Below are 25263 nucleotides of genomic sequence, written 5' to 3' on the forward strand. Positions count from 1 at the left end.
GAACGCCCTGAGCGTTGGTCAAAAGCAGAAAGAAACTGGCAGCCAATAGGTGATGTGGAATTAAATCCAGAGCAACACAAAGACGCTGCCTAATTATTTTAGGCGACAACTACCTTGAAAAACGCCGTTTTTGGGAAGATAAATATCTTATTTTGTAAATCGCCTTATTAATAGAACTATTAATACAATAACAGTGGATGTCAACAAAGCCAAAACTCCCGCTTCTACGAAGTCATATATGGAGTAGCCATGTTTAGGAGCACCTAGTGATCTGGATAAATATTCAATAAATAGCATGTAGAAAAAAAATGTTATAGCAAGGCAATACAAAAAAAACTTCTTGAGCATTTACTTGACCCCGGCTTTTGTGGCGTGAGTTCGCATTGTTTGATAGGCAATCTGAGCTTTATTAGTGGAAGCAATTCCACCTATGTCTGCATGATTTGAGTTCGGGAAACGAATGATATGTGACTCATGTGCTGTAACATTGGGATTGCGAGGAACAAAATTTATTCCTAGCGCAGGCCCTGCTCGATCACCTGCAACCAAGTGCACGAAATAGTCAACTTGTTGAGGGACTGACTCCCCCCACGCTCCATCTGCAGGGTTAAATAAAGGTAAAACCATTGCAACTGAGTCAAATAATCCAAGAAATTTAATGTTATTCGGTATAGGAGACTCTCCCGCCACGACTGATCGATAGCGTATGACGCGTCGAGTCAAGTAGGCTTCACGTCTTATGATTCGAGCGAACTCTTTCTTCATTAATGCTTGAGCTACCTCAGTTGCAACAGCAGCCCCTCTGGACCATCCTACTATAGATATTTCACTACATTCACGATACCAGAGTTCTTTCAATATCTGCTAGTACAGCAGAGTATAATTGCTGCATATCGGCACCTGTCACACCGAATCGAACTCCTCCATAGTAAAATTTTTTATTTTTAGGGTAATTGCTCTCTTCGTAAAATTTACGGGCATTTGAACGGACTGGAGGGATCTGACTAAATGTAGGTTTTCCTATCTTTTCTTCTATAAAACTTGGATTAACACGAATAATAGGGACATTTCCAACTGGTTTCTTTAACGCATCATTCCCCTTATTAACACTATTGAAATCTCTCGACCATGTCCCATCGATAACAAATAAACACATCCATTCCACTCCTTGGATTGTTCTGAATTATTTTAATTAGTCTAACTATTTTGTCTTTTATTGTACTACAAATTCTACGATACCAGCTACTGCGTATTTATAAGTTGAAATGAAGGGATAAAAGTTGTTAGTTAATCACTATTGGCTATGGTAACAGTTAGCTGATTGTTTTGTCTGCTATGTGGTAGTTGTAAAATGTCTGATGAAAGGCTTGCGTCTGGTTGTTTCTTCACTCAGGCTTTTAGCAGATGACTGTGTGCTGGAGCGAGTTGTGGAGGGCGTTGTGAATTTCGATGCTATAAAAGAGTATTTGTTGTCCAAACCAGAGGCACAAGAGACGTATCCTTTTGATGAGAAAACAGCGGTTTTTAAAGTGCAGAATAAAATGTTTGCTTTGTTGATCTCAAGGCAGGGGCAACCTTTACTGAACCTCAAATGCGATCCGCTTGATGCGAGGGAGTTACGGGATATTTTTGAGGAAGTCATCCCAGCGTATCATATGAACAAACGGCATTGGAATTCTATTGTTTTGGGTGGCAATCTACCAATCGGTGAAGTTAAACGACAGATTGATCACTCCTATGCTTTGGTGGTGAAAGGCATGAAAAAATCGGTGCGTGAGGGCTTAGAGGTTCGTTATGGATCTGATGTGATTTATCAGGCATGATGTCAGATGTAATTCGATCTGAGAGAAACCGCGTCACTAAAGAGGAGCAGTCGTTATGTTGAAAGGAAGTTGTCTTTGTAATGGAATTCAATATGAAATTCAGGGAGATTTGGGTGAAATTGTCCAATGTCATTGCCAAAAATGCCGTAAGGCTAATGGATCGGCATTTGCCACCAATACGCCCATCGCCAGCGAGAGCTTTCGTTTCCTTAAGGGTGAAGAGTTAACCGCTGAGTTTGAATCCACTCCCGGTGTCTTTCGTGTATTCTGTAAGCAGTGTGCGTCACCACTTTATAGCCGCCGCCCTAGTCAACCAGAAGTATTGCGTTTACGTATTGGCACACTTGATACGCCAATCAACACCAAACCGTTTATGCATATCTTTGTGGATTCCAAAGCCGAATGGGATGAGATCAACGACGACAAGCCCCAATATGCTGAGAGACCTGTGAACTGATAATGCTGGTATTTTTGTCTGGAAAATCATGGGCTAGCATCTATACTGTAAAAGCTCCCTCCACGATATATAGGTAGTATTTTAGGCAGTTGTTGGCGTGTCCCCTTCGTTGGTACGCCAGCCTGTTTTCTCTTTAGGCTCACTAACCTTCTCTTAATATTTCCCTATTTCAAGGTTATCCAGAGCGCTATTCTGTTTCATTTTATTACCTAGATGGCGTTATGATAGTTATTTATCCATATCACACTGCGAGGTTGTTATGCCCGTTAGTCTTCCTCACCAGTTGGATCAATTTGGTGGTGTCATCGTAGAGAGTTCTGCCTTATCCAATTCGGCTTTGGATTTTGAGAAAGGTCTACAAGATCTATTGATGGTTGCCCGCGACGCTGAGAAAAATTTAATCTGGCTAACCTTGTCCAGTGAACAGGGGGAATGGGTTCCTGTTGCGCTGAAACTTGGCTTTGAGTTCCACAATTGTCATGCTCAAGAGGTCACTTTAATCTGTCGTTTGTCAGATCAGAGCTTCGCTCCTTTTGCTCCCACACATACCATTGGAACGGGGGCGATTGTGATCAATAAGAAAAACGAATTGTTGGTAATGCGTGATACTTGGTCGAACTATCGAGGGTTTAAATTGCCTGGTGGTTATCTTGAGCAGGGGGAAAGAATTGAGACGGCTGTGACCCGTGAGGTGCTTGAAGAAACGGGTATTGAGACACAATTTGAAGGCGTGTTGGGTATTCGCACTCGTCATCCTGTGCAGTTTGGCAAATCCAATATGTATATTGTTTGCCGCTTAACGCCCTTGAGTGAGCAGATTGTCATTACGGATACTGACGAAGTGGCTGAAGCGCGTTGGATGCCAATGGATGAGTACTTGCATGATGCCAATGTTCATCCATTCAATCGGCAGATGGTGACTGAGTTAAAAGACTGTGCCGGGCTACAACCTTATGAGGCAAAAAATGTTTTTGCCCCTCATACCATGCAAGAAGTGTTTTTCGCTAAAGGCTAAAGCGTTATCTAATATTTGCGTAAGCTATTTTCCAGTCTACAGTTTAAGAATGACATGCTATTTGTTTGAGCTGGTTTAGCTCTTACTAAATGCGGCTAAATTTGTTTCCTTGTAAAAAAGGGAGTTACCAATGGCGGGCTTGTTTAGTCATTTCTTTACTCGAGGCTTTCCTAGGATTGCTCGCCGATCTGTGCAACAGGTCTCACAACCTGTTATGTATTCAGATCGATTAGTGTTACGCCCTTTTTTATTAAGTGATGCGGATGTGGTGGCCTATTTGCTTAATACTTCTTTGGTAGCGGATATGACGGCCACTATTCCTCATCCATATCCTGAAGATTTATCGGCGCGTTGGATAGAAAGTCATTTAGAGGGGTGGCAAGCACGACGTTTTATTTGTTTTGCCGTTGAATTAAAACAAACCAAGCAATTGATTGGTTCGATCTCATTAATGAATATTCATGACGATCAGGCTGAGTTGGGGTACTGGTATGGTGTGGATTTTTGGCGACAGGGTTATGCAACGGAAGCGGCTAAACGTTTGCTTTGCTGCGCTTGTAGTGATTTTGGCCTAAAACGCTTAATGGCCCGCCATCTTGATCGAAATCCTGCCTCGGGTAATGTCTTGAAGAAGGTGGGCTTTGTCCATCAAAGCAGTGAAATGCAGCAGCTTGGCTTAATGACATGTGAAGAACTGATGCATTTATACGTTTATCAGCCGCCATTTTTAGTAACATAAAAATGACCCATAGGTAAAACCCTAACTTTCATCTCCATTATCCTTTACCTAGTTGCTGCATGTGAAGATGAATATTTCCCCCTAAGAAGCGCTTGTCCGTTGATTATTACGCCAGTATAGTCCCACCCTCAGACATTCTCTGTTCGCAGTTTAAAGCAAGGGTTTTATTGTTAAATAATACCTTACAGATGATTTTTTGTTATATCATAACATTTTATTGAGTGGCGAATTAAAAGGTATGTGAGGATGATTGAAAGCGGTCTGTCTGGTTCAAAGGCGATAGCTTCTCGTGTATGTGGTAGGCAACCAGCTTGTTTAGAGTTGAGGGCAGTTTCATGGTCTCCTTCCGCTCATAATAAGGTACTGGAGCCAATTTCAGTGATGATTAATGCTGGTGAATTTGTCGCGATTGTTGGTCCCAATGGCTCAGGTAAAACCAGTTTGTTGCGATGCTTGTACCGAGTGAATAAGCCAACGAGTGGCGAGGTTTTTCTGGACGGAGAAAATCTTTGGCAGCTGAATCCATTACAGTGTGCCAAGCGTATAGCAACTGTTCTACAAGATTCTCCCGCAAATTTTGGCTTAACTGTGTTTGAAATGGTTGAAGTGGGTCTCACCCCCAATGCCAACAAATGGGGACGGTCAGATGAGGATGCCGATCTTATTGAGTGGGCATTATCTATGTTGGATGTGGGGTATCTAGCGGAACGTGATTTTCGCTCTTTATCTGGTGGTGAACGCCAACGTGTAATGATTGCAAGGGCGCTAGTCCAACAGCCTGATATTTTGATTCTGGATGAACCGACCAATCATTTAGATATTCGCCATCAATTAGATGTGTTGGCTTTGTTGTCAACACTGCCTTGTACGGTGATTGTGTCTTTACACGATCTCGCGTTGGCCTCTGCCTATGCGGATAAGGTGATGGTAATGCACTCTGGCAAATTGGTGGCTTATGCATCACCGAGTGAAGTGTTTACCCCCGCTCGTATCAAACAAGTTTTTGATGTGGATACCGTCATCGATACGCATCCTATTACTCAAAAGCCACGTTTTTCTTTTTACATCAACGATTGAGTTTAGGGGTAGAAAAATGACCTTTTCAACAAAAAGTGTTCGGACTGCAGTATTCATTTCAGGAACTGTGTTAATTACATTGCTAGCAACCTGCGCTCAAGCTTCGGGCTATCCAGTAACGGTACAAAGTTGTAATCGTCAGGTGACGTTTGATCATGCCCCCAAAGCGGCTGTTTCGAATGATGTGAATTTGACGGAGATGATGCTTGCCCTTGGGCTGCAAGATCATATGGTTGGCTTTACTGGTGTATCAGGGTGGAAAACTTTGGATCCAAGTTTGCGTAATGGTATTCGGCAGTTACCCGAGCTATCCCCTAAATACCCCACGAAAGAAGTGCTATTAGGAGCGAATGCGGACTTTTATTTTGCCGGGTGGAACTATGGTATGCGTGTGGGTGGCGGTGTGACGCCAGAGACGTTAGCGCCGTTGGGTATTAAGGTTTATGAGCTAACGGAAAGCTGTATTCATATCATGCACAAGCCTAAGGTATCGATGAATGATATGTATGTGGACCTTCTTAATCTTGGGCGTATTTTTAATGTCGAAGCTCGGGCTCAAAAATTAGTGAATGGTTATAAGAAAGAATTGGCGACGTTTCAGGCGACACTAACGCCCTTGAAAAAAACGCCGAAAGTGTTTGTCTATGACTCTGGTGAGGAGCAACCCTTTACCGCAGGGCGTTATGCCATGCCAACAGCCTTAATCGAGGCAGCTGGCGGTAAAAACATTGTTGATGATGTGCAAAAAAGCTGGACTCAGATTGGCTGGGAGCCTGTGATTGCCAGAAATCCCGATGTGATTGTTATTGTGAATTATGGGGACGTTACCGCTCAGCAGAAAATCCAATTTTTAAAGAGTAATCCGGCTTTTAGCGATATCACAGCGGTGAAAAAAAATCATTTCGTGGTGCTGCAATATGTGGAAGCCACCCCAGGGCCTCGTAATATCGAAGCGATTAAAAAACTGGCAAAAGCCTTTAGAAACGACGCGTCTTAAGCTGGATTCTCTGCTTACCTTAGACATAGTAAATGCTTGAATATTGGGCACTAAGCAGCGCTGTACGACAATAAAGTACGTACTTTTTTGTCGATCATTTTAGTCGAATAGTTTATAAGCGAGAACGACACTTGAGTTCCAGTTGTATGAAAACGAGAAAAAGACAAATGGATAAGGCGGCGTTAGTTGCCACGCCTTTACCCGTTTTATTACTCCTATTATGCCTGCTGCTTTTACTTATGATGGGGGTGGCCGTTGGTGTGGGGTCTGTGCCTATTAGTCAAACGACCGTATGGGGCATTATCATCCATAAAATCTCATTAGCAGTGGGAGAGGTTTCTTGGTTGACACCGCATTGGTCTATGGGACGAGAGAATATTGTTTGGGCGGTACGTTTACCCAGAACCATTTTGGCTGCTATTGTGGGGGCGTCGTTGGCGATGGTGGGGGCCTCATTGCAATCGGTAACACGCAATCCCTTAGCGGATCCTCATCTCCTTGGCGTGTCATCGGGGGCGGCGTTAGGCGCCATCATTGCCTTATTGCATACGGGGATGATTCTCGGATCTGTGACGGTACCAGTGTTTGCTTTTTTGGGCGCTTTATTGGCAATGGGGCTCGTTTTATTAGTGGCGAATTTTTCGGCAGCCGATAGTGCAGGGCGTTTGATACTTGCAGGGGTTGCTGTTGCGTTTGTCTTGACGGCGTTTGGGAATTTGTTCATTTTTATGGGAGACCACCGAGCTTCCCATACGGTGATTTTCTGGATGTTAGGTGGCTTGGGCTTAGCTCAATGGGGGCAACTGTGGTTTCCTTTTTTGACCCTGATCTTTTGTTCGGCTTATTTAATTTACAAAGCACGCTTTTTAAACGCCATGATGCTAGGTGATGAAACCGCCAGTACTTTGGGGGTACCCGTGCAGCGTTTTCGTTTGTTGGTCATTGTAGTGTGCGCCTTATTGACTGGTGCTGCGGTGGCTTTCTCAGGAGTCATTGGCTTTGTTGGCTTGATGGTTCCACACATTGTGCGCTTACTGGTTGGCGGAGATTATCGAAAAGTGCTGCCTTTGTCAGCGTTACTGGGGGCGGTATTTTTGGTGAGCGCTGACATTGTTGCCCGGGTTATCATGCCGCCTGAAGATATGCCTATTGGTATTTTAACGGGGTTAGTGGGCGGTCTCGGTTTTATTTTTTTGATGAGGCATCGCAGAGGCGTGGTGCTGTAATGTCACTGAATAAGAGCACGAGAAAGGAATATTAATGGGTGAGTGACATAAAAAAACGGATCATATGGATCCGTTTTTTTGAGCTTTTCTATTGGGGAAGTGACGTTTATAGATCGGCTTCGATAGCTTTCACAAGGGCTTCGTTGTCTGGTGTGACATCTGGAGAGAAGCGTATCACCTTGCCTTCTTTAGTGATGAGGAATTTTTCAAAGTTCCAGACCACTTCAGGTGCTTTGGTCGCCTCAATGTTATGGCCTGCTAGCATAGTCACCATCGCGTCACGATTCGGTGTTTCAGGGGCCGCCTCGATTAAGCCTTTGTATAGTGGATGCTTATTTTCGCCCGTGACGACAACTTTGCTAAACATTGGGAAAGACACATCGTAATTGAGGCTGCAAAACTGCTGAATTTCTTCGTCTGTACCGGGTTCTTGTCCTGCGAAATCGTTTGCAGGAAAGCCAAGTATTTCAAAGCCTTGGTCTTGGTATTTTTTATAGAGGGCTTCTAGACCTTCGTATTGTGGTGTTAAGCCGCATTTCGATGCAGTGTTAACAATTAATAGTGTTTTTCCACGGTAAGCTGATAAGTCCGTATCTTCACCTTGGATGTTCTTAACCGTTAAATCTAATATGTGACTCATGTTATTCCTCTCGAATCATTGACATTTTTATAAGATGAAAGTCTTCATCACGTTTATCCTATACCAAGCCTACCTGTATTCATGACAAAAGAATGCGTAAATAAAGGCTATTTTATGATTTAGGTCGGATTAATTACGAAAAATGAGCGCGAAACCAAAGAGGAGTAGGCTGATACCGCAGACTTGATTAAGGCGTTTTTTCATTGATTCAAGGCGGTTTTGCAGACGGGTTGAGGTGATAATACAAGCGATTAAGATAAACCAAAGAGCGTGTAATAGAATCATATAAGCACCATAAAGATAAGCCGCTAGATTGGAGCCACCTTCTGGGACCACGACTTGGCTAAAAATGCTCAGGAAAAATAGCATGGTTTTTGGGTTGAGGGCATTACAAAGAAAGCCTTGAAGAAAGTAGTGAGAGGTGATGGACGGTGGTTTAATATCGCCTTGTACTATAGAGGGCTTTGTCTTGGAGAAGAGCACCCCTTTTACGCCAAGATAGATTAAGTAGGTGGCACCAGCGTATTGGATAATGGAATATAGCCATGCATTATGTGAGATTAAGTAATGTATCCCCATCAGTGAATAGGCAATATGAATACTGATGGCGAGGCCGATGCCAATGGCAGTCCAAACACCGGCACGCCGCCCATGAGATAGGCTATTTTTAAAAACTAATACAAAGTCTGCTCCAGGACTAATGACAATGGCTACACCTAACATTCCTAAACTCAACCAAGTGATGTTTTCCTCAAACACGATTTTCTCCCAATGAATTGCTGTGATGCTTGATATGGTATGTCATGCTGTCACTCTTTATAATCGATATTTCCTCCTTCAATCTGTGAGAAAAAGTCACTAATGCGACACTTAAAAGCGTTCCATATTTTTCATGTTGCTGCCTCCTCGTCGAGTTACACTGAGGCGGCCAACAAGCTTTGTATCACGCATGGGGCGGTGAGCAAACAGATTAAGGTGTTAGAAGCCTATTTAGGTCAGGCTTTGTTTTATAAACAGGGGCGTCATGTTTGTTTGACCGAGCAAGGGCGGGTGTTAAAAGGCTTTACCCAGCAAGCGTTTCAAGCGTTGGAACAGGGAGCGGCAACCTTAATGCCCAAAATAGACAATGTGCTGACGGTATCGTGTGAGCCAACTTTGACCATGCGTTGGTTGATGCCTCGTCTTGCTCAGTTTCACGAATTGCATCCAGATATTGAGGTGCGTTTATCCACGGCAGGTGGGCCTGTTGATTTTGTCGCCCAGGGCATTGATCTGGCAATTCGCCGAGAAGATTTTGTGATGTCAGCACCCAATCTCAAGTTGCCTTTACTTGAGGAATGTGTCGGCCCCGTTTTTTCTCCTGCCTATTGGTTGAGTGTACAAGAGACGATGAGTCAAGTTGTTTACTTACACAGTAAAACCCGCCCTGATGCTTGGCAGGATTGGTTGGCCTTCAATGGATCAGACAAGGCGATGTTTGCGAATTTTTCAAGCAGTCCTCATCACACTTATGAGCATTTTTATTTTTGTTTGCAGGCAGCGGCAGATGGGTTGGGGGCGGCGATTGGTTCTTACCCATTGGTTATGGATGATTTAAGAAGAGGCCACCTGGTTGCGCCATTTGGCTTTGTCCCATCAGGGCATTGCTATCTTGCCTTAGCCCCACAACAGCTAACGCAACAAGCGCAGGCTTTCTATGATTGGCTAAAGACTTTAATAGAGGGCGCTAATGAACATTGAATATCGTTTTATCGATGTGGAAACAGACTATGAGACGTGTTACGAGTTTCGTAAAGATGCTTATTTCTGTAGTTTTGCCACTTATCAAGGCTTCGAGACGTTTATAGAAGGCTATAAAGAGCGCTTGCTAGAACGAATCCATCACCCTGACTGGTTTTATTTTCATCTTTGGTATGGCGGTAGAATCATTGGTCAGCTTGAGTTTCGTTGTTTTTCAACCCTTAAAAAAACGGGCTATCTTCACCTGATCTATTTAGCTGCTGAATACCGTGGAATGGGCTTGGCTGGCGAATTAGAGCGTTTTATTGCTGGTCGCTTGATGGAGAAAGGGTGCCAATATTGTTTGTTGTCTGTTAGTCGCTCCAATCAACGGACGTTGATTCATTATGCAAAGTTTGGCTGGCACTACGACTCTCCCAACCCAAAACATGATACGACAGATTTTTATCTCAGAGTCCTATCAGAGTGACGATGACAAAATAAGGACTTTATATGTACAGTAATTGTCAATATTTTGTTTGAAAAAAGCTAATACTCCCTTTGTCTGAAGATAATTTGAGAACGGCCATTGAATGAGAATGTTTTTTGTTTATATTGCTTTCCACTAAATAATACGATGTAAGCTTATTTACTTGTGTTTCGTTCAATATGTTTGTTAACAGGGGTTGTTCATGCGTTATTTGGCATCACGCTTTGCTTTTATTTTAGTAGGCTTTTTTTCGTTGGCTGCTTATGCGGTGACGTATCCGATGACTGTCACCGATATGGCGGGGCGCCATGTGACGATTAAATCAGAACCCAAACGTATTGTGTTACAAGACGGTAGAGATGTGTTGATGCTAGCGGTATTGGATAAAAAAAATCCATTTAAGCTGGTGGTTGCTTGGAACAATATACTAAAGAAAGATGATTCTGGCTTTTGGACTCGCCTTACAACGCAGTGGCCAAGCGCTAACAAAATCTTGGATATGAACTTTGGCGATGGTGGGCAGCTTAATTTAGAGGAAGTTCTAACTCATCGGCCTGATTTGTTAGTCGCAGAACTTCGTTCTAAACCGACTTTAGAACAAGGTGGAGTAATTAAAACTCTGGCTAAGTTAAATATCCCTGTTTTGTTCGTTGATACTGCAGAGAACCCGATCAAGGATGCCCCAGCAAGTGTCAAACTATTGGGTAAAGTGTTGAATAAAGAAAAAAATGGCGACGCATATTTCAACTTTTACCAGAAGCAACTTAAAATCGTAGACGACGGAGTAAAAGCCGCTGTTGCCAAGCAAGGAGGCAAACGCCCTAATGTCTTTATAGAAGCTCATGCAGGTGTTAAAGGGCCAGACGATTGCTGCTTTACACATAATAATTTTGGCTGGGCAGATTTAGTGGAAGCTGCCGGCGGTAACAACTTGGGATCTGATGTATTGACCGCGCCATCCGGTGTGGTAGCCATGGAAAAAGTGCTAGAAATGAAGCCTGATGTGTATGTTATGACAGGTTCCCAATGGAAGGGACGTAGCAAATCTATCGCGCTTCCTTTGGGTTATGATGTTACTCAAAAAGAAGTTCAAAACTCTTTCAAACACCTGCTGGCTCGCCCTGGTTTTAAACAAATGAAAGCCTATCATGATCATCGTATTTATGGTGCCTATCACCAATTTTACAATCATCCCTACAATATTGTCGGGGTTGAAGGGTTAGCGAAAGATTTTTATCCAAAAGAATTTAAAAATCTCCATCCGACGCAGACCTACCAGACGATTTTGGCGCGTTTTACTGATATTAAGAGTGATAAAAACTTAACATTATTTGCTCATGCCAAGGAATGATGCTTCCTTATGAATAGTGTTTCACAAACGCTAGGCCAAGCGCCTAGCGCACACGTTTACAAAAATGATGTGCGTCGTAAACTACTGCTGATTGTTGTTTTCCTTATCTTAACCGTCCTTGCCGTTATAACAGACTTATTATGCGGCTCGGGGACATTGCCGTGGCATGTGGCCCTTGACGGTGTGTTTCATCCCGATCAAGTCTCTCCCATGGTACATGTGGTGATGTGGGATTTACGTATGCCTGTAACCATCACGGCAGTATTATCCGGTATTGGTTTAGCTATTGCGGGTTCGTTAATGCAAACAGTGCTGGATAACCCATTGGCAGAGCCCTTTACTTTAGGCATTTCTTCTGCGGCGGGTTTTGGCGCTGCATTGGTTATTGTCTTCCAGACCTCCTTAGTGAGCTTTCTTCCTGTTGATTATTTATTGACAGCGAATGCTTTTATTTTTTCTCTAGTGACCGTGTTGTTTATTGGAATGTTTGCCGCTCGCAAGGGGCTATCAGTGGAAATGATCGTGATGCTCGGGATTGCTGTGCATTTCATCTTTTCCGCGCTACTGGGGTTGGCACAATACGTCGCGAATGTAGATCAACTTCAGTCCCTAGTCTTTTGGATGATGGGATCATTGCAGAAAAGTACTTGGACACAAGTGGGCATCAATACGGTAATTATTGTGCTGATTGTTCCTATCTTGCTTTTATTATCTTGGCAAATTTCGGCGTTACGTGGTTTTGGCGAACAAGCTCAAGTGTTAGGGATTTCAGTAGCGCGCCTTCGTATGCTGTTATTGACTTTTTCCGCGTTGTTGGCAAGTGCCATTACGGCGACGATTGGTGTTGTTGGCTTTATCGGTCTGGTGGCACCTCATGTGGCTCGTATGCTGGTAGGGGAAGATCAGCGTTTTACGCAATTGATGACAATGATTGTCGGTGCTTTGATTATGACCTTATCTTCCATCGTCAGTAAAATGTTGATACCTGGTGTTATTTTACCAATTGGCATGGTGACCTCATTGCTGGGAGTACCGTTTTTTGTTTGGTTGGTATTCGGTCGGAGTATGGGGAGACGATAATGCTTAATGTTAATGAATTGTCTGTACGGATTGGTCGAGTTGATATTTTAAAGCCGGTGAGCTTTGAATTAGCTGCAGGACAATCCTTAGCCTTATTAGGGCGTAATGGAGCCGGAAAATCGACGTTGGTAAAAGGTCTGGCGGGATTAGTAAAAGCCAAAGGAGACATTCAGTTAGGAGGAGTGGGCCTCAATAGCATGACGCAAAAGGAGCGCAGCCAGGTTATTGGTTACGTGGCTCAGGACTTTTCTAGTAGCAATGTGCGTTTGAGTGTATTTGAGCTGCTGCTATTGGCCCAGAACAGTCAAAATATGCAGTTACGTGCCTCACCTGAAAGTCTTGTTTTAGCGCAAGACATGCTCAACATGCTTGGGCTGGCACATTTAAGCGAGCGTATGCTGAATGAAATGTCTGGCGGCCAAAGACAAATGGTTGCTTTAGCTTTAGCGCTGATTCGTAAACCAAAATTGCTGTTGCTGGATGAGCCTACATCGGCGTTGGACTTAGCTAACCAGTTGCAGCTGTTGCAAACGGTTCGTGATTATACACAAGAGCAGAATATTACGACCTTGATGGTGTTGCATGATTTGAACTTAGCCCATCGTTTTGCCGATCAAACAATGATTCTTGAATCCGGTAATGTTTCAGCATTTGGTGATACTCATGAAGTACTAACGGCTGAGCAAATTGCTAACAGCTACGGCGTACATTGTGAGGTTTTTGTTGGTTCTGATGGGTCAAGGAGCATCCATCCTTTATCTGCCATTTGATGTTTGTTTTATCAATAGGTCAATCTCATAAAAAAGGGTGATTATCTATATATTAGATGTCACCCTTTTTTGTGCTCTGATTATTTCGTTAAGATAAATCAGAAATCGTAAGTGGCGCTTAGATAAACGCGACGGCGTTCACCAACGAATGAACCGATAGTTTTGGTAAAGCCACTGACTGCGTATTTTTTATCAAACAGGTTTTTGATATTTAGCTGGAACTTCCATTTTTCCCAATGGGTCTGCCATGAAGCATCATATACAGTGTAGGGTTTGACTTTTTGTCCCTGGCGATTGATTTGTTGACTGACGTAATCGGCCCCCAATCCAATGGAGGATCGAATATGTGGAAAGTCGTAGCGAGTCCAAACGCCTAACTGGTTGTGTGGCGTGTTGGCAAAGCGCTTTCCATTCGCATATTTGATCCCATTAAACGCTTTTTCGACAATGGTGTCGTTATAGGCGTAGTTGATATTTGCGACCCAGCGAGAGGTGATATCCGCCATAATGTCTAGTTCCACCCCTTGGCTTCTCACTTGGCCAAAAGCAACTTTTTTATCGGTGTCGTTTGGGTCTTCCTGGAGAATGTTCCTACGGATAATATGGTAAGTCGCCAGATTCACATTCAGGCGATTATTCAACCAATAGCTGCGCATTCCCACTTCTATTTGTCGACTTTCTTCTGGATCGAAAGGTCCACCTACACTGGTTTGTTGGTTCTCTGCATCCTGTGGAACAAAGCCTGTTGAAAACGCAGTATAGGGCTTGAGATGATCATTAATTTCGTAGGTGGCGCCAATGCGTGTGGAGTAGCCAGTGTCGTAATAGCCGACCGAAGAATCTTTTAAATGGTTGTGATAATCCTGTTTGATCCGGTCAACACGCACACCCGATGTGAGCTCCAGCTTGTTGGTGATTGCCCATTGATCTTGTACATAGAGACCAAGCTGGTCGGATGTGGTGTCTTCGTTGGTATGCTTGTGCATGATGTAATTGTTGGTATTGTCTTTCCCATAAACGGGGTGGATTAGACTTAAATTAGACACTCCATCGGCAGTACCTGTTGCCCTTGAATAGGTAAAACGGTTTTTTTCGTGGTAAAACTCACTCCCCACTAGCAGGGTATGTTTGCCAAGCTCCGCGATTAAATTACCCGCTAACGTGATGCCTTTGCGTTTACGGACTTGGTCGCGGTATTGGCGTTTGCTGGTGTCGGCAATACCATCACCATTTGTATCAAGTAGTTTGTTTATTTCGTGATATTTTTGAGTCTCAGTGTTTTCAAAGTAGCGAACAGCTACATTACTATCCAGCCATGAATTAATAGTGTGGTCTAACTTAGTTTGAAAGACTTGTGCATTGAGCTCTTGATAGTCGGTTTTCTCATTGTTATTCCAAGAAAGTGGCGCTAGAAAGTTGCCGTCATTATCTGTTGGAATCCCGCGCAAGCGAGCACCGTTTATGTTCTGGTGGATATTGGTATATTGAGTGGTTAGTGTGTCGTTATCGTTAATATCCCATGCATAACCAAGATCGATAATGCGGTTTTGTTCTTTCACATTATTGCGGTATGAGTGTTGTCCATCCGAATAAATTCCCACCCGGTAGCGTTTTGAAGCCTCTTTGTTAAGTGGGCCAGAGGATTCTACACTGCCGCTTAGAAAGTGTTTGTTACCCACGCTAGCTTGGACTGTGTTATGTGGATCATAGGTTGGTTTTTTGGTGACATAATTAATCACACCGCCAGGCTCTCCTGCGCCATACAGGGCGCCAGATGGCCCTTTTAAGACTTGAACCTGATCAATTGTGAATAGCTGAGGGATTGAAAAATCCCCATAGGGATCGCCTTTCAAGCCGTCGTAAAGAATCTCGTCTTGGCTGAAGCCGCGTAGGGTAACAGTGGATACATTGTTTTGTGATAACCCTGATATTGAGCGATATAAATCGGTAATTTGCCGTGCCGCTTGATCTTCTATCATGGTGTGAGTTACCACTTGTACGGACTGTGGCGTTTTATCTATAGGAGTTTGAGTGCGTGTAGCGAAGCTTGTTTCATCGTCTTTATAGTAGGACAAGGCGCGTCCTTTCACATCCATTGTATTTAATTTTATGTTTGTCGTTGTATCGGCAAGGGTATTGGTAGAAATGGCAAGTACACTACAGGCTTGCATTGCGATCACAAAGGGGTTGAGCTTCATAACAAAACCAAGGGTCAAAAAAAGGAAGAAGTATAATAGTGATTATGATAATCGTTTTCAATAATGTGTTGTTTAATATAGCAAAAGTCTTTGTTGACTGATTGCTATCGAATGAAATGGATTGAAGTAAAGAGACAAATCCCGTAGTACATTGCTAGTAGATAATATTTCCGGAGCGATGAGAAAGGATCAAATTAGAATGGTAAAGGCGCAACAATTAGCTTCGAACGAGGGTCGAGCTGTTCGACCCTCTGTTACACCTTTGTTGATAAAGAAGATAACTTAGTCGTTCTTTCCTTAAGCTTGTGCTTGGTTTATCTGGTTAGTAGTTTGAGACTGTTTTAAATAATCAACCAGTGTGTCTTTAAGCTGCAGGCGGCGTTTTTTAAAGGTCTCTTCTTCTTCCGTTGAAACGAGTAGGATTTCCTGCTCCATTTTTTTGATTTCGTTCGTCAGGAAGTGGTATTCATCTGATAGTTTTTTAAAGTGGTCATCCGTCATTTTAAGAGTATGAATGTCGTCTTTAAATTCTGGTAACTCAAGGGCTAAATTATGATTTTCAATCGGCATATTATTTTCCTTTTTCACTATCTCTAATCATTAGACTAGGTTATCTATGAATTTGATGTTTTGATGCTGGTCACGTTTCTTAAATAACGCATTGATAAAGTTATGGCGTATTGGATGCCGCATCACAAGGCAGTGCGCATTTATTACATAGCTTTTAGGTATTTTGGATAGCCTTTTACTTATCGCTGACAGCGAATATGTGGCTAGGTGTTGGCTGAGCGTAGATAAAATATATTCGCCAGCTGTGTTGTAAAAGAGCTTCCCTAAGCATTCGTAATGACTAAATTGGGGGAGGAAATGAACAAGCTAAGCGGCTTGTGACCGCTTAGCTTCCAGCTCACAATGAGCGGACAAACAAAATGGATTAGAAGTTTAAATCGATGCGTGGTGTGCTGCCACGGCTAAGATCGACTTCTGGCGCGCAGATAAAAATACGAGAAGAGCTAATTTTTTGGCTTACTAGGTAATCTTTTAGACTGTTAGCTCTTTTTGTCGCTATCGCATTGGCTGCTTGGCGTGCCGCATTACTAATAGTGACAGGTGGCTTCTCTAAACCTAAATCCTGATAGCTTGCTACACCACATGCCCTTAGTTCACTGTCTTTTTTGTCTTTCATAAGGTCTGTTAATTGTTTTAGAAAGGTATCCTGATCTGCCGAAAGGTCGGTTTGTTTTGCCTTGAATTTTAACGGCTCCACGCGAATTTTTAGTAATTGTTCACCCGCAAATTGTGCTATCGAAATGACATTCGCGTAAGGTACAAAGGTTTGCAGTAAATAATTACTAGAGGCTTTAAATAGAGCTTTCTTGATCGGTAAAACGAGGAAGTCTCCCCATCCGAATTGAGGGTTATCAATGTTACCAGAGAGGGGAATATTGAGATCAATATTACCATCTCCGTTCTTTAATACACCGACTGCAATATTGAGAGGAATAACCCCAGTTTTGATCACTGAACTGCTTTGGTACGCTCCTCCAAGGTCGAATTGCTTTAACACAATATGGCTTGTGCCATTGATAACGCCTTCTTTCGAGGTGAGTTTCAGATCTAGATTCAATTGACCGGAATCAATTTGGTATCCCAAAACATTCGCAATATAGGGGGAGTAAGGTGGTAATTCGGCTTGGCTTACAACCAAGTGAGACGACATGGTGAGTTTGTTGGCGAGAGGGAAAATTGCTACATCGCCAGAAATAGTTGAGTATTTGTCGTTTCTGGCTTTGAAATCTAAGGTTGCTTTTTGTTTTTTATCTTTTGTGTTGAGGTTACGAATAGCAAATTTTTCAATGGTTAGAGTGCGATTTAGAGCGGGATCAATGCTTTTGTCCTGAATGTATAAGCTAGACTTACCTGTCATATTGTAGGCATCTAAGATTACGTAATAAGGCGCTTTAAATGTACTGTCAGTAGAAGCTTTGTTTGAGTCCTGCTTTTTTGTGACGATGTCTTGCTGTTTAGGAGCATTGATTGGCTTAGCTTTCTCTGAGGGGACTTTTTGGTCGTTTGTGTCAACAAACACTAGGTTTTCGATACGCTTTTTGCTGTCCAGTAGTAAGTTACCTTTCACTCCTTTGGTATCGATCTGTTTGATGCGAACACCGTCTTGGTTGGCATGAATTTGATCAATAGCCACATCATCAATGGTGGCAAGGGCTGGAGAGGCAGGCTGACTTGTTTTAGACGTAAGAGGTTCGGAAACGATGAGTTTTTGAATGTTCAACTTATTAAGAGAGACATCAAAATCATTAGCATGTTGATTAAGGTTAACGTGAGAAAGCGAGGTGCGATACCACGATGCAGCCCGTTTTGTGTCCGACAACTTCGCATCAAAGGCTTGGGTGATCAAGTTAATGTCTGTGCCTATTAGATGAGGCTTTTGGTGATTTGCAAGGTCTACGTTCAGGGTGTTAGCTGCAATATGCATTTGTCCTAGTGAGACATCTGCCTTGTTTTTTTGTTGAGCTGTGAGGCCTGATAATGTCAGGTTAATGTCGTTATTATTGACTTTTATATCGCTATTCTGTGTTTGTGAGAACGAACTGGTATTCGTCAGGCTGAGTGTATCGTAGTGGGTTTTGATATCAGCTTGTTCTGCGCTTAGATTGTGACTGTCTAGCTGGCTTTTGACTGAAAGCTGAAGCGAATCTGTGGGGGATTTGCTCAACTGCAACTGACTAAGTGCCAAGGTGCTTTGCTCATTGGTCAAGGCAAGAGAAGAAAGCGACAATGTTAATTTCTGAAGATCGATGTTGGCCTTTGGTGTATTGGCGGTGAGTGCTTGGTCGTGCTGTGCTACGTTGAAAGGCGTGTTAACGGATAGTTTGGCAACAGTGGCGCTTTGCTTATCTTTTAGTTTGGTGGTTAATCCACTTAATTGAATGTTTAGATTGCCTTTTGTACTGATATTGTTTTGTGAATCATAAGAGGCGGATAGGTTTGATAGCGCTAAAGTACTGGCAGCCAGAGAAGCATGACTTTGTTCTGGTAGGGGTAAGTCCAATGCTTTTAGGCTGGCGGTGAGCGAAGAGTCATTAAGTTGGTACGATGTTGTGCCATTATTTTTTTTCAGGCTAGCAGTCAGTGTACCTTGCAGAGATAAATCCCCTTTACCCGTTTGATAAGGGGCCGGAATAAAGTGGGTGAAGGCTTGAAGGGGTAGTAGGGTGTCTTGAATCGTCAGGCTTGCTTGGCCTTTTGTTGGTGTGTAATGAAACTGACTAGCAAGATCGATTTTTGCGGTATTAATGTTTGTGTTTAATTGGACGGAGCCTTGCCAGTCCATGCCTTTTCCAACTAAATCGTTAATTGATAGCTTATTGATTAATACAGTGTCTTGCTGTATTGGGGCACTGGCATCTGTTTGTCGGCTTAAGGTGATATGGCTATTAACGAAAGAGAATTGTGGAACCTCGATGGTCCAAGGTGTGCTGTTTTTTTCTGTTTTGGGTGCATTGCTCGTTTGCTCTTTTGCTGCCTTTGATTGGTATTGATCAAGGTTGATACCAGCAATGATCCAGTCGTTCTTTTGTTGTTTAACCGACAGTGTCAGTCCATCAATTTTGGCATGAGAAACCCGGATAGTGCCAGAAAGTAATGGAGAAAGATTGATTCCCAAATCGAGCTCTTTAAGGGTTAAGGTATCCTGCTTTTCTTTGGTGACAGTTAAGTTTTTTATGGTCACTCTCGGTGGAAAAAAGTGGACGCGAAGGTGTTGTAACGAAGCGCTTTCGCCTTGAGACTGGAAGTATTCTTGTAAATAATGTCTTGCCACAAACGGTGTCATTAACCAAGCAATGAAAATTATCCCAATAACAATCAGGCTGGGAATAATGAATAGATTGCGTAATGGTTTTCTTGTAATGTTGCGGAATGCCATATTCTCTACCTTGAGGAGTTAAATCGATGTGTCATCTGGTTTTTCTGGTCTTACTGGCAGTCGTAATAGATAAGTGCATACCGCAAGTCCAATACAAATAAGAGAAATGGCCGCCCAAAGTCGACCAATAAGAATCATAGAAATCCCCATCCCTATCCACATAAGAATAATGGCTCGGTTACGTGCTTTTCTTGGGATGCCTTTACCGGATTGCCAATCATGAATCATCGGGCCGAAGTGTTTATGGTTCATCAGCCAATGATGGAAGCGCTCGGATGATTTAGAAAAACACCATGCCGCGAGGAGGACTAAAGGGGTCGTGGGGAGCAAAGGTAAAAATATACCAATAATGCCTGTAATCAATGACAGCCAACCCAAAATAAGTAAACCAATTCGTTTCCCCTGCATAGACTGATCCGTGACATTGAGTGGTAATGAATATGTTATTTTAACCTTGCTGGTGAAGATAGCCAGCCCAAAAAGTCCTGCGAAATAAAGAGATGAACGGATAACCTTGCCTAATAACCGCTGACCACTCTCGTTAAGCCGACTTTTTGGGTGATATTACTCTCTGCATGACTATTTTTTGGTATTGCTATTTTCCTGTATTAAAAATGTCTTCCATTGAACTGTTATCTTCTGATGCTTTCAGTGGCCACCCCCCTAAACGCTTTAACCGATTGACCATTTCACAAAATAGCTCAGCGGTTTTTTCTGTGTCGTATTTTGCAGAGTGCGCTTCAGCATTGCTAAAGGGGATAGAGGCGACTTCACAGGCCTTGGCTAGTACTGTCTGCCCTAACATTAAGCCTGCTAAGCTGGCAGTATCAAAGCTGGAAAAAGGATGGAATGGATTACGTTTAATTTGTGCCCGTTCAATGGCTGCATTTAGAAAACCATGGTCGAAGGCGGCGTTGTGGCCAACAAGAATGGCACGTTTACAGCCTGCTGATTTTAATTCCTTACGTACTTTGGAGAAAATTTGCGTTAGCGCATCACTTTCTTCAATATGCGCTCTGTTAGGATCATATGGGTCAATGCCGGTGAAATCCAGCGCTGCTTTTTCTAGATTCGCCCCTTCGAAAGGTTTGACTAAGAATGACAAAGTTTCATGAGTATATAGCTCACCATTTTCATCCATACGAAGGATGCAGGCAGCAATTTCTAATAATGCATCGGTTTTTTGATTAAAGCCTGCGGTTTCAACGTCGATAACAATCGGTAGGAAGCCACGGAATCGATCTTTAATTTCATGGTTTGACAAAAGAAGTTCCTTAATTCTGCCACTTTCTTAATAATGATGGGGTGGATAGATCGGATCATAACACAATTGATAATGCTTGAACGAGATCTCTAAATGGGAATTACCCAACGATTTATAACACGCACTTGTTTTCTGTTCGCAAGCAGTATGTTTGTGGCCTGTTCACAGGCGTCCATACTATATCAGTCTGGCATCACGGATTCGAAATGGCTGTTATCGGGTGATATTTTTTCATGTAGCTTGAGTCATCCCGTGCCACATTATGGCGTTGGACATTTTATAAAAGAAGCGGGCGAGCCTATGAAGTTTGTGCTTAAGCCCAATAATGAAAAATTAGGACCTGGACAAGTTTATATCATTTCTCAGGCACCGGAATGGTCACCTGGCATCAAACCCGAAACGCTCGATATTTTACCTTACCCCGGTTATGGGTTGACCGTTGAAGTCGGGGGCAAAGTGGCAGAACGAATGTTAACCAGCCTGGATCGAGGTCGACAGCCTATGGTCGCTGGTACGGCATGGGAAGATCGTCGTGAGGTGGTGGAAGTGAGTTTGTCTAATATTAATTTTGAACCTGCTTATAATCAGTTTCGTCAATGTTTGTCGTCTCTATTACCGGTTAATTACGATCAAATCGCTCGTACGGCGGCCTTGTTTCCATCTGGAAAAGTACAGTTAACAGATAGTATTAAGCAGCGTTTGAAGTTGGTGGCTTTATATGTGAAGCACGATCCGACAGTTGAATATATTTACATTGATGGCCACTCAGATAATGTTGGTTCACGACGAGATAACCGAGAGTTATCTAAAGAGCGCGCCGAAAAAGTGACTGCGTATTTGTTAAAGCAAGGTGTGCCAGTAGATAAAATCATTTCTCGTTATCACGGTGACCGCTATCCAGCGGTCAGTAATCGTACGGCCGCTGGCCGTGAACGTAACCGTCGTGTGACTATTCGTTTAGAAAAAATTGGCAAGTAATAATTCGTTAAACTGTCTAGTCTTGATAAGAGTCCAACGATTCCATTAATTTCAATGGCGTGTTGGGCTTTTTACTTGCTAAGGAAGTAGCGAAATCTTACACTAGATGACCCCTTTTTTTAATTTTTGCACCGCTATTTGACTGTGGTTGCGTGACATCGTTGAGGAGAACAGAAAGAATGTCTGACGTGAAGAAGGTAGTGCTGGCCTATTCGGGCGGCCTGGACACTTCGGTAATTGTGAAGTGGCTTCAAGAAGAGTATCAGTGTGAAGTAGTGACCTTTACCGCTGACTTAGGTCAAGGTGAGGAGGTAGAGCCTGCTCGCGCGAAAGCTCAAGCGTTGGGTGTTAAGGAAATCTTCATTGAAGATTTGCGTGAGGAATTCGTTCGAGACTTTGTTTTCCCTATGTTCCGTGCGAACACGATTTATGAAGGTGAGTATCTCTTAGGTACCTCTATTGCTCGTCCTCTGATTGCTAAGCGTTTGATTGAGATTGCTAATGAAACCGGAGCCGATGCCATTGCTCACGGTGCGACGGGTAAAGGTAATGACCAAGTGCGTTTCGAACTTGGTGCTTACGCTCTTAAGCCTGGTGTAAAAGTGATTGCACCTTGGCGTGAGTGGAACCTAACGTCTCGCGAAACCTTAATGAACTACTGTGAAGAGCACCAGATCCCAGTCGATTTTTCAACCAAGAAGAAAAAATCGCCTTACTCTATGGATGCTAACTTGTTGCATATCTCTTACGAAGGCGATCAGTTAGAAGATCCGTGGCTAGAGTCGGAAGAAGATATGTGGCGTTGGTCGGTGTCTCCTGAGCAAGCACCGGAAACGCCAACTTATATTGAAATTGAATACGAACATGGTGATCCCGTTGCTATCAATGGTGAAAAAATGTCGCCAGCCACTATTTTGGAAACTTTGAACAAAATCGGTGGTGAAAACGGTATTGGCCGTATCGATATCGTAGAAAACCGTTTTGTTGGTATGAAAGCGCGTGGTTGTTATGAAACCCCGGGAGGCACCATTATGTTGCGTGCCCACCGTGCGATGGAGTCTATCACACTGGATCGTGAAGCCATGCATCTTAAAGACGAGCTAATGCCGCGATACGCAAAAGTGATCTACAATGGTTTCTGGTGGTCTGAAGAGCGCCGCATGCTGCAAGCAATGATCGACACATCTCAGAAATACGTTTCTGGTACCGTGCGTTTGAAATTGTATAAAGGAAATGTGAGTGTTGTTGGTCGTCAATCGCCCAACAGTTTGTTTGATAGTTCCATTGCGACTTTTGAAGACGATGCCGGTGCTTACGACCAAAAAGATGCGGCTGGTTTTATTAAACTTAATGCATTGCGCATGCGAATCGCAGCTCAAAAAGGACGTGGCTTTTTAGACTCTGATAAGTAATCCGCAGTAACGTCTGGATTTTACTCGTCGGCTATGTCCATAAACGCTCTATTCAGGTTGAATAGGGCGTTTTTTATTTTTGTACAGATGGTCAAATATTTTTCAAGCTTGCGTATAATGATTGAACGGTCACTCCTAGACCATTGAACGCTATTCATCCAGAAGGAAAGATTACATGGCAATTTATAATTTTGGTTCGATTAACCTCGACCACCTTTATCAACTTGATCACTTTGTACGACCGGGTGAAACCATGGCATCGGACAGTTATCAATGTTTGCTTGGTGGTAAAGGGGCGAACCAGTCTGTTGCCTTGGCGAAAGCGGGTGCAGACGTCAAACACGTTGGTGCGGTACATAAAAATGATGCGCAAATTTTGGCGCAATTGTCTGACCTTGGTGTGAATACGGACTTGATTGCTAAGTTGGATGTGCCAACAGGGCACGCGATTATTCAACTGAATAAAGAGGCGGAAAATGCCATTATTCTATTTCAAGGCGCGAACCATGCATTGACGGAAGAACAGGTTGATCAAGTCTTAGCTCAGGCTTCATCTGAGGATTGGGTGTTGCTACAAAATGAGACAAACCTAATCCAATATATTATGCGTCAAGCACGAGCAAAAGGGCTGAAAGTTGCCTTTAACCCTGCGCCAATGGACGCTCAATTGGCGAAGGAAGTGTTGCCTTTTGTTGACCTTCTGATTGTTAATGAAGTAGAAGCAATGGACTTAATTGGCGTTAACGATGTGGATGCCGCGATTGATGGTTTGCCGAAAGCTTACCCCGAACTGGCTGTGCTGATGACACTAGGAAAAGCTGGAGTACGCTATTTTAATCAAGATCAAAATCTATTTGTTGAAGCGTTTTCTGTGAAAGCAGTGGATACCACCGCTGCGGGAGATACCTTTATTGGTTTTTGTCTATCAGCGCTAATGGATCAGTTGGATATGAAAGAAGTGCTGACGCGAGCTTGTGCGGCGTCTGCTATCTGTGTCACTAGAATGGGGGCTTCAAGTGCCATTCCAAGCATTTCAGAAGTTAATGAGTTTTTAGCCGAACAAGCTTAATTTGTCATGTCGATGTATTGACTGACTAAATGTATATAAAAAGAGGAAGTCGAATATGGCTCGTAAAATTATTATTGATACAGATCCTGGCATTGATGATGCTATGGCGATCTTTTTTGCATTCCAAGCGAAAGAGTTGGACGTGTTGGGGCTTACCACTACATTCGGTAATGTGCCTGTTGAGCTAGCAACGCAAAATGCCATTACCCTAACGGAAATTGCGAAAGTGGAGGTTCCTGTTGCTCAAGGTGTTGCGCTGCCATCCGTGATTGAACCGCGCCCGCACCCAGATTTTGTCCATGGTAAAGATGGTTTTGGTAACATCAATTGGCCAGCTCCTAAGGGGAAAGCGGTTAAAGAAAGTGCCGCTCAGTTTATTATCGATACGGTTCGTCAGTACCCAGGTGAGGTAACCATTATTGCACTGGGACCATTGGGTAATTTGGCCGCCGCTCTTAAGTTAGACCCAGAGGTTGCGGAGTTGGTGGACGAAGTTATTTTGATGGGGGGAACTGCCATTGAATATGGTAACGTTTCGCCTGTTGCAGAAGCCAATATTATGAATGACCCCCATGCGGCAGATGTTGTGTTTACTGCGCCTTGGCAAGTGACCATGATAGGGTTGGATGTGACTCATCAAGTGTTGCTAGACAATAATGTTCTTGGACGTATAAAGGCCGCCAATCCTGAAGAGGGTGGTTTCTTGTACGACTGCGCGCAACATTATATCAATTTCTATAGTAGCCGTTTTGGAGTGCATGGTTGTTATTTCCACGATGCCTCTACAATCGCTTATGCCATGGATCCAAGTATCTTCGGTGTGGAACTGGGAGCGGTGCGTGTTGCTTGTGAAGGAATTGGCATTGGTCAGACGATTTTTGCTCCACAAGGCATGGATTTTCCTGAACCCCATTGGAATGATGTGCCAATGACGCAAGTTTGTATGGAAGTAGACAGTGAGAAGTTGTTGAAACTGTTTGAAACAACCTTGTCCTAAGTCGTCAAGTCGCGT

The 25263-nt window shown here is 43.2% G+C and carries 25 protein-coding genes; 16 read left to right on the forward strand and 9 right to left on the reverse strand.

The genetic code is table 11. The features are described 5' to 3' along the window. Window positions 1–348: 348 nt before the first annotated feature. Complete coding sequence (locus MSP8886_RS18725; protein WP_067019508.1) at window positions 349–765, reverse strand: T6SS phospholipase effector Tle1-like catalytic domain-containing protein; 417 nt, start codon at window positions 763–765, stop codon at window positions 349–351. Between the two features lie 70 nt (window positions 766–835). Next, window positions 836–1156 carry a hypothetical protein gene (locus MSP8886_RS18730; protein WP_067019510.1) on the reverse strand — a complete coding sequence of 107 codons (321 nt, stop codon included), beginning with the start codon at window positions 1154–1156 and terminating at the stop codon, window positions 836–838. Window positions 1157–1358: 202 nt separating this feature from the next. On the opposite strand from MSP8886_RS18730, the gene MSP8886_RS18735 reads away from it, so the two are divergent. The 7 genes from MSP8886_RS18735 to MSP8886_RS18765 all read left to right on the forward strand — a co-directional run bounded on the left by MSP8886_RS18735 (window position 1359) and on the right by MSP8886_RS18765 (window position 7334). After that, window positions 1359–1823 carry an MmcQ/YjbR family DNA-binding protein gene (locus tag MSP8886_RS18735; RefSeq protein ID WP_083201036.1) on the forward strand — a complete coding sequence of 155 codons (465 nt, stop codon included), beginning with the start codon at window positions 1359–1361 and terminating at the stop codon, window positions 1821–1823. Between the two features lie 55 nt (window positions 1824–1878). Continuing rightward, window positions 1879–2280 carry a GFA family protein gene (locus MSP8886_RS18740; protein WP_067019513.1) on the forward strand — a complete coding sequence of 134 codons (402 nt, stop codon included), beginning with the start codon at window positions 1879–1881 and terminating at the stop codon, window positions 2278–2280. A gap of 259 nt (window positions 2281–2539) precedes the next feature. Next, window positions 2540–3295: an NUDIX hydrolase gene (locus MSP8886_RS18745; RefSeq protein WP_067019515.1), complete on the forward strand. Its 756-nt coding sequence runs from the start codon at window positions 2540–2542 to the stop codon at window positions 3293–3295. Window positions 3296–3425: 130 nt separating this feature from the next. Next, window positions 3426–4034 (forward strand): GNAT family N-acetyltransferase, encoded by a 609-nt coding sequence (locus tag MSP8886_RS18750; protein WP_083201037.1) that lies wholly within the window; start codon window positions 3426–3428, stop codon window positions 4032–4034. Window positions 4035–4280: 246 nt separating this feature from the next. Beyond that, window positions 4281–5111, forward strand: a complete 831-nt coding sequence (locus MSP8886_RS18755) for an ABC transporter ATP-binding protein (RefSeq protein WP_083201038.1) — start codon at window positions 4281–4283, stop codon at window positions 5109–5111. Window positions 5112–5127: 16 nt separating this feature from the next. After that, window positions 5128–6108 carry an ABC transporter substrate-binding protein gene (locus tag MSP8886_RS18760; RefSeq protein ID WP_067019517.1) on the forward strand — a complete coding sequence of 327 codons (981 nt, stop codon included), beginning with the start codon at window positions 5128–5130 and terminating at the stop codon, window positions 6106–6108. Between the two features lie 146 nt (window positions 6109–6254). Beyond that, the gene (locus MSP8886_RS18765; RefSeq protein ID WP_067019520.1) at window positions 6255–7334 is read left to right on the forward strand and encodes a FecCD family ABC transporter permease; all 1080 of its coding nucleotides are present in this window, start codon (window positions 6255–6257) and stop codon (window positions 7332–7334) included. A gap of 106 nt (window positions 7335–7440) precedes the next feature. Here MSP8886_RS18765 and MSP8886_RS18770 read toward each other — a convergent pair whose 3' ends face one another. After that, window positions 7441–7974 carry a glutathione peroxidase gene (locus MSP8886_RS18770; RefSeq protein WP_067019523.1) on the reverse strand — a complete coding sequence of 178 codons (534 nt, stop codon included), beginning with the start codon at window positions 7972–7974 and terminating at the stop codon, window positions 7441–7443. A 129-nt stretch (window positions 7975–8103) separates the two neighbouring features. Continuing rightward, complete coding sequence (locus MSP8886_RS18775; RefSeq protein WP_245659147.1) at window positions 8104–8733, reverse strand: LysE family translocator; 630 nt, start codon at window positions 8731–8733, stop codon at window positions 8104–8106. Between the two features lie 102 nt (window positions 8734–8835). Here MSP8886_RS18775 and MSP8886_RS18780 point away from each other — a divergent pair, with 102 nt between their 5' ends. The 5 genes from MSP8886_RS18780 to MSP8886_RS18800 all read left to right on the forward strand — a co-directional run bounded on the left by MSP8886_RS18780 (window position 8836) and on the right by MSP8886_RS18800 (window position 13384). Further along, a complete protein-coding gene (locus MSP8886_RS18780; protein WP_067019526.1) occupies window positions 8836–9714 on the forward strand; it encodes a LysR substrate-binding domain-containing protein in 879 nt (292 codons plus the stop codon). After that, window positions 9704–10183: a GNAT family N-acetyltransferase gene (locus MSP8886_RS18785; protein WP_067019529.1), complete on the forward strand. Its 480-nt coding sequence runs from the start codon at window positions 9704–9706 to the stop codon at window positions 10181–10183. Before MSP8886_RS18780 ends, MSP8886_RS18785 begins: the two co-directional genes overlap by 11 nt. 202 nt (window positions 10184–10385) lie before the next feature. After that, window positions 10386–11534 carry an ABC transporter substrate-binding protein gene (locus MSP8886_RS18790; RefSeq protein WP_067019531.1) on the forward strand — a complete coding sequence of 383 codons (1149 nt, stop codon included), beginning with the start codon at window positions 10386–10388 and terminating at the stop codon, window positions 11532–11534. 9 nt (window positions 11535–11543) lie between these two features. Further along, window positions 11544–12614: a FecCD family ABC transporter permease gene (locus MSP8886_RS18795; RefSeq protein ID WP_067019534.1), complete on the forward strand. Its 1071-nt coding sequence runs from the start codon at window positions 11544–11546 to the stop codon at window positions 12612–12614. After that, on the forward strand, window positions 12614–13384 hold the full coding sequence (locus MSP8886_RS18800) for an ABC transporter ATP-binding protein (RefSeq protein ID WP_067019537.1): 771 nt from the start codon (window positions 12614–12616) through the stop codon (window positions 13382–13384). The genes MSP8886_RS18795 and MSP8886_RS18800 overlap by 1 nt, the downstream gene beginning before the upstream one ends. Before the next feature lie 98 nt (window positions 13385–13482). On the opposite strand, the gene MSP8886_RS18805 is transcribed toward MSP8886_RS18800, so the two are convergent. The 5 genes from MSP8886_RS18805 to rnt form a co-directional block, all read right to left on the reverse strand. Beyond that, window positions 13483–15582, reverse strand: a complete 2100-nt coding sequence (locus MSP8886_RS18805; protein ID WP_067019541.1) for a TonB-dependent siderophore receptor — start codon at window positions 15580–15582, stop codon at window positions 13483–13485. A gap of 297 nt (window positions 15583–15879) precedes the next feature. Continuing rightward, complete coding sequence (locus tag MSP8886_RS18810; RefSeq protein ID WP_067019544.1) at window positions 15880–16152, reverse strand: HP1242/YdcH family protein; 273 nt, start codon at window positions 16150–16152, stop codon at window positions 15880–15882. A gap of 364 nt (window positions 16153–16516) precedes the next feature. Then, window positions 16517–19528: a DUF748 domain-containing protein gene (locus MSP8886_RS18815; RefSeq protein ID WP_067019547.1), complete on the reverse strand. Its 3012-nt coding sequence runs from the start codon at window positions 19526–19528 to the stop codon at window positions 16517–16519. 18 nt (window positions 19529–19546) lie between these two features. Beyond that, the gene (locus MSP8886_RS18820; RefSeq protein ID WP_067019548.1) at window positions 19547–19936 is read right to left on the reverse strand and encodes a YbaN family protein; all 390 of its coding nucleotides are present in this window, start codon (window positions 19934–19936) and stop codon (window positions 19547–19549) included. Window positions 19937–20123: 187 nt separating this feature from the next. Then, complete coding sequence (gene rnt / locus MSP8886_RS18825) at window positions 20124–20792, reverse strand: ribonuclease T (RefSeq protein WP_067019551.1); 669 nt, start codon at window positions 20790–20792, stop codon at window positions 20124–20126. Window positions 20793–20885: 93 nt separating this feature from the next. Here rnt and MSP8886_RS18830 point away from each other — a divergent pair, with 93 nt between their 5' ends. The 4 genes from MSP8886_RS18830 to MSP8886_RS18845 all read left to right on the forward strand — a co-directional run bounded on the left by MSP8886_RS18830 (window position 20886) and on the right by MSP8886_RS18845 (window position 25248). Then, window positions 20886–21770 carry a flagellar protein MotY gene (locus tag MSP8886_RS18830; RefSeq protein ID WP_067019555.1) on the forward strand — a complete coding sequence of 295 codons (885 nt, stop codon included), beginning with the start codon at window positions 20886–20888 and terminating at the stop codon, window positions 21768–21770. Window positions 21771–21949: 179 nt separating this feature from the next. After that, window positions 21950–23182 carry an argininosuccinate synthase gene (locus MSP8886_RS18835; protein ID WP_067019558.1) on the forward strand — a complete coding sequence of 411 codons (1233 nt, stop codon included), beginning with the start codon at window positions 21950–21952 and terminating at the stop codon, window positions 23180–23182. A 175-nt stretch (window positions 23183–23357) separates the two neighbouring features. Beyond that, window positions 23358–24251, forward strand: coding sequence for a ribokinase (locus MSP8886_RS18840; RefSeq protein WP_067019561.1), 894 nt, complete (start codon window positions 23358–23360; stop codon window positions 24249–24251). A gap of 55 nt (window positions 24252–24306) precedes the next feature. Then, on the forward strand, window positions 24307–25248 hold the full coding sequence (locus MSP8886_RS18845) for a nucleoside hydrolase (protein ID WP_067019565.1): 942 nt from the start codon (window positions 24307–24309) through the stop codon (window positions 25246–25248). The last annotated feature ends 15 nt before the right edge of the window (window positions 25249–25263 follow it).

It is taken from the genome of Marinomonas spartinae (assembly GCF_900089775.1).
Lineage (GTDB): Bacteria > Pseudomonadota > Gammaproteobacteria > Pseudomonadales > Marinomonadaceae > Marinomonas > Marinomonas spartinae.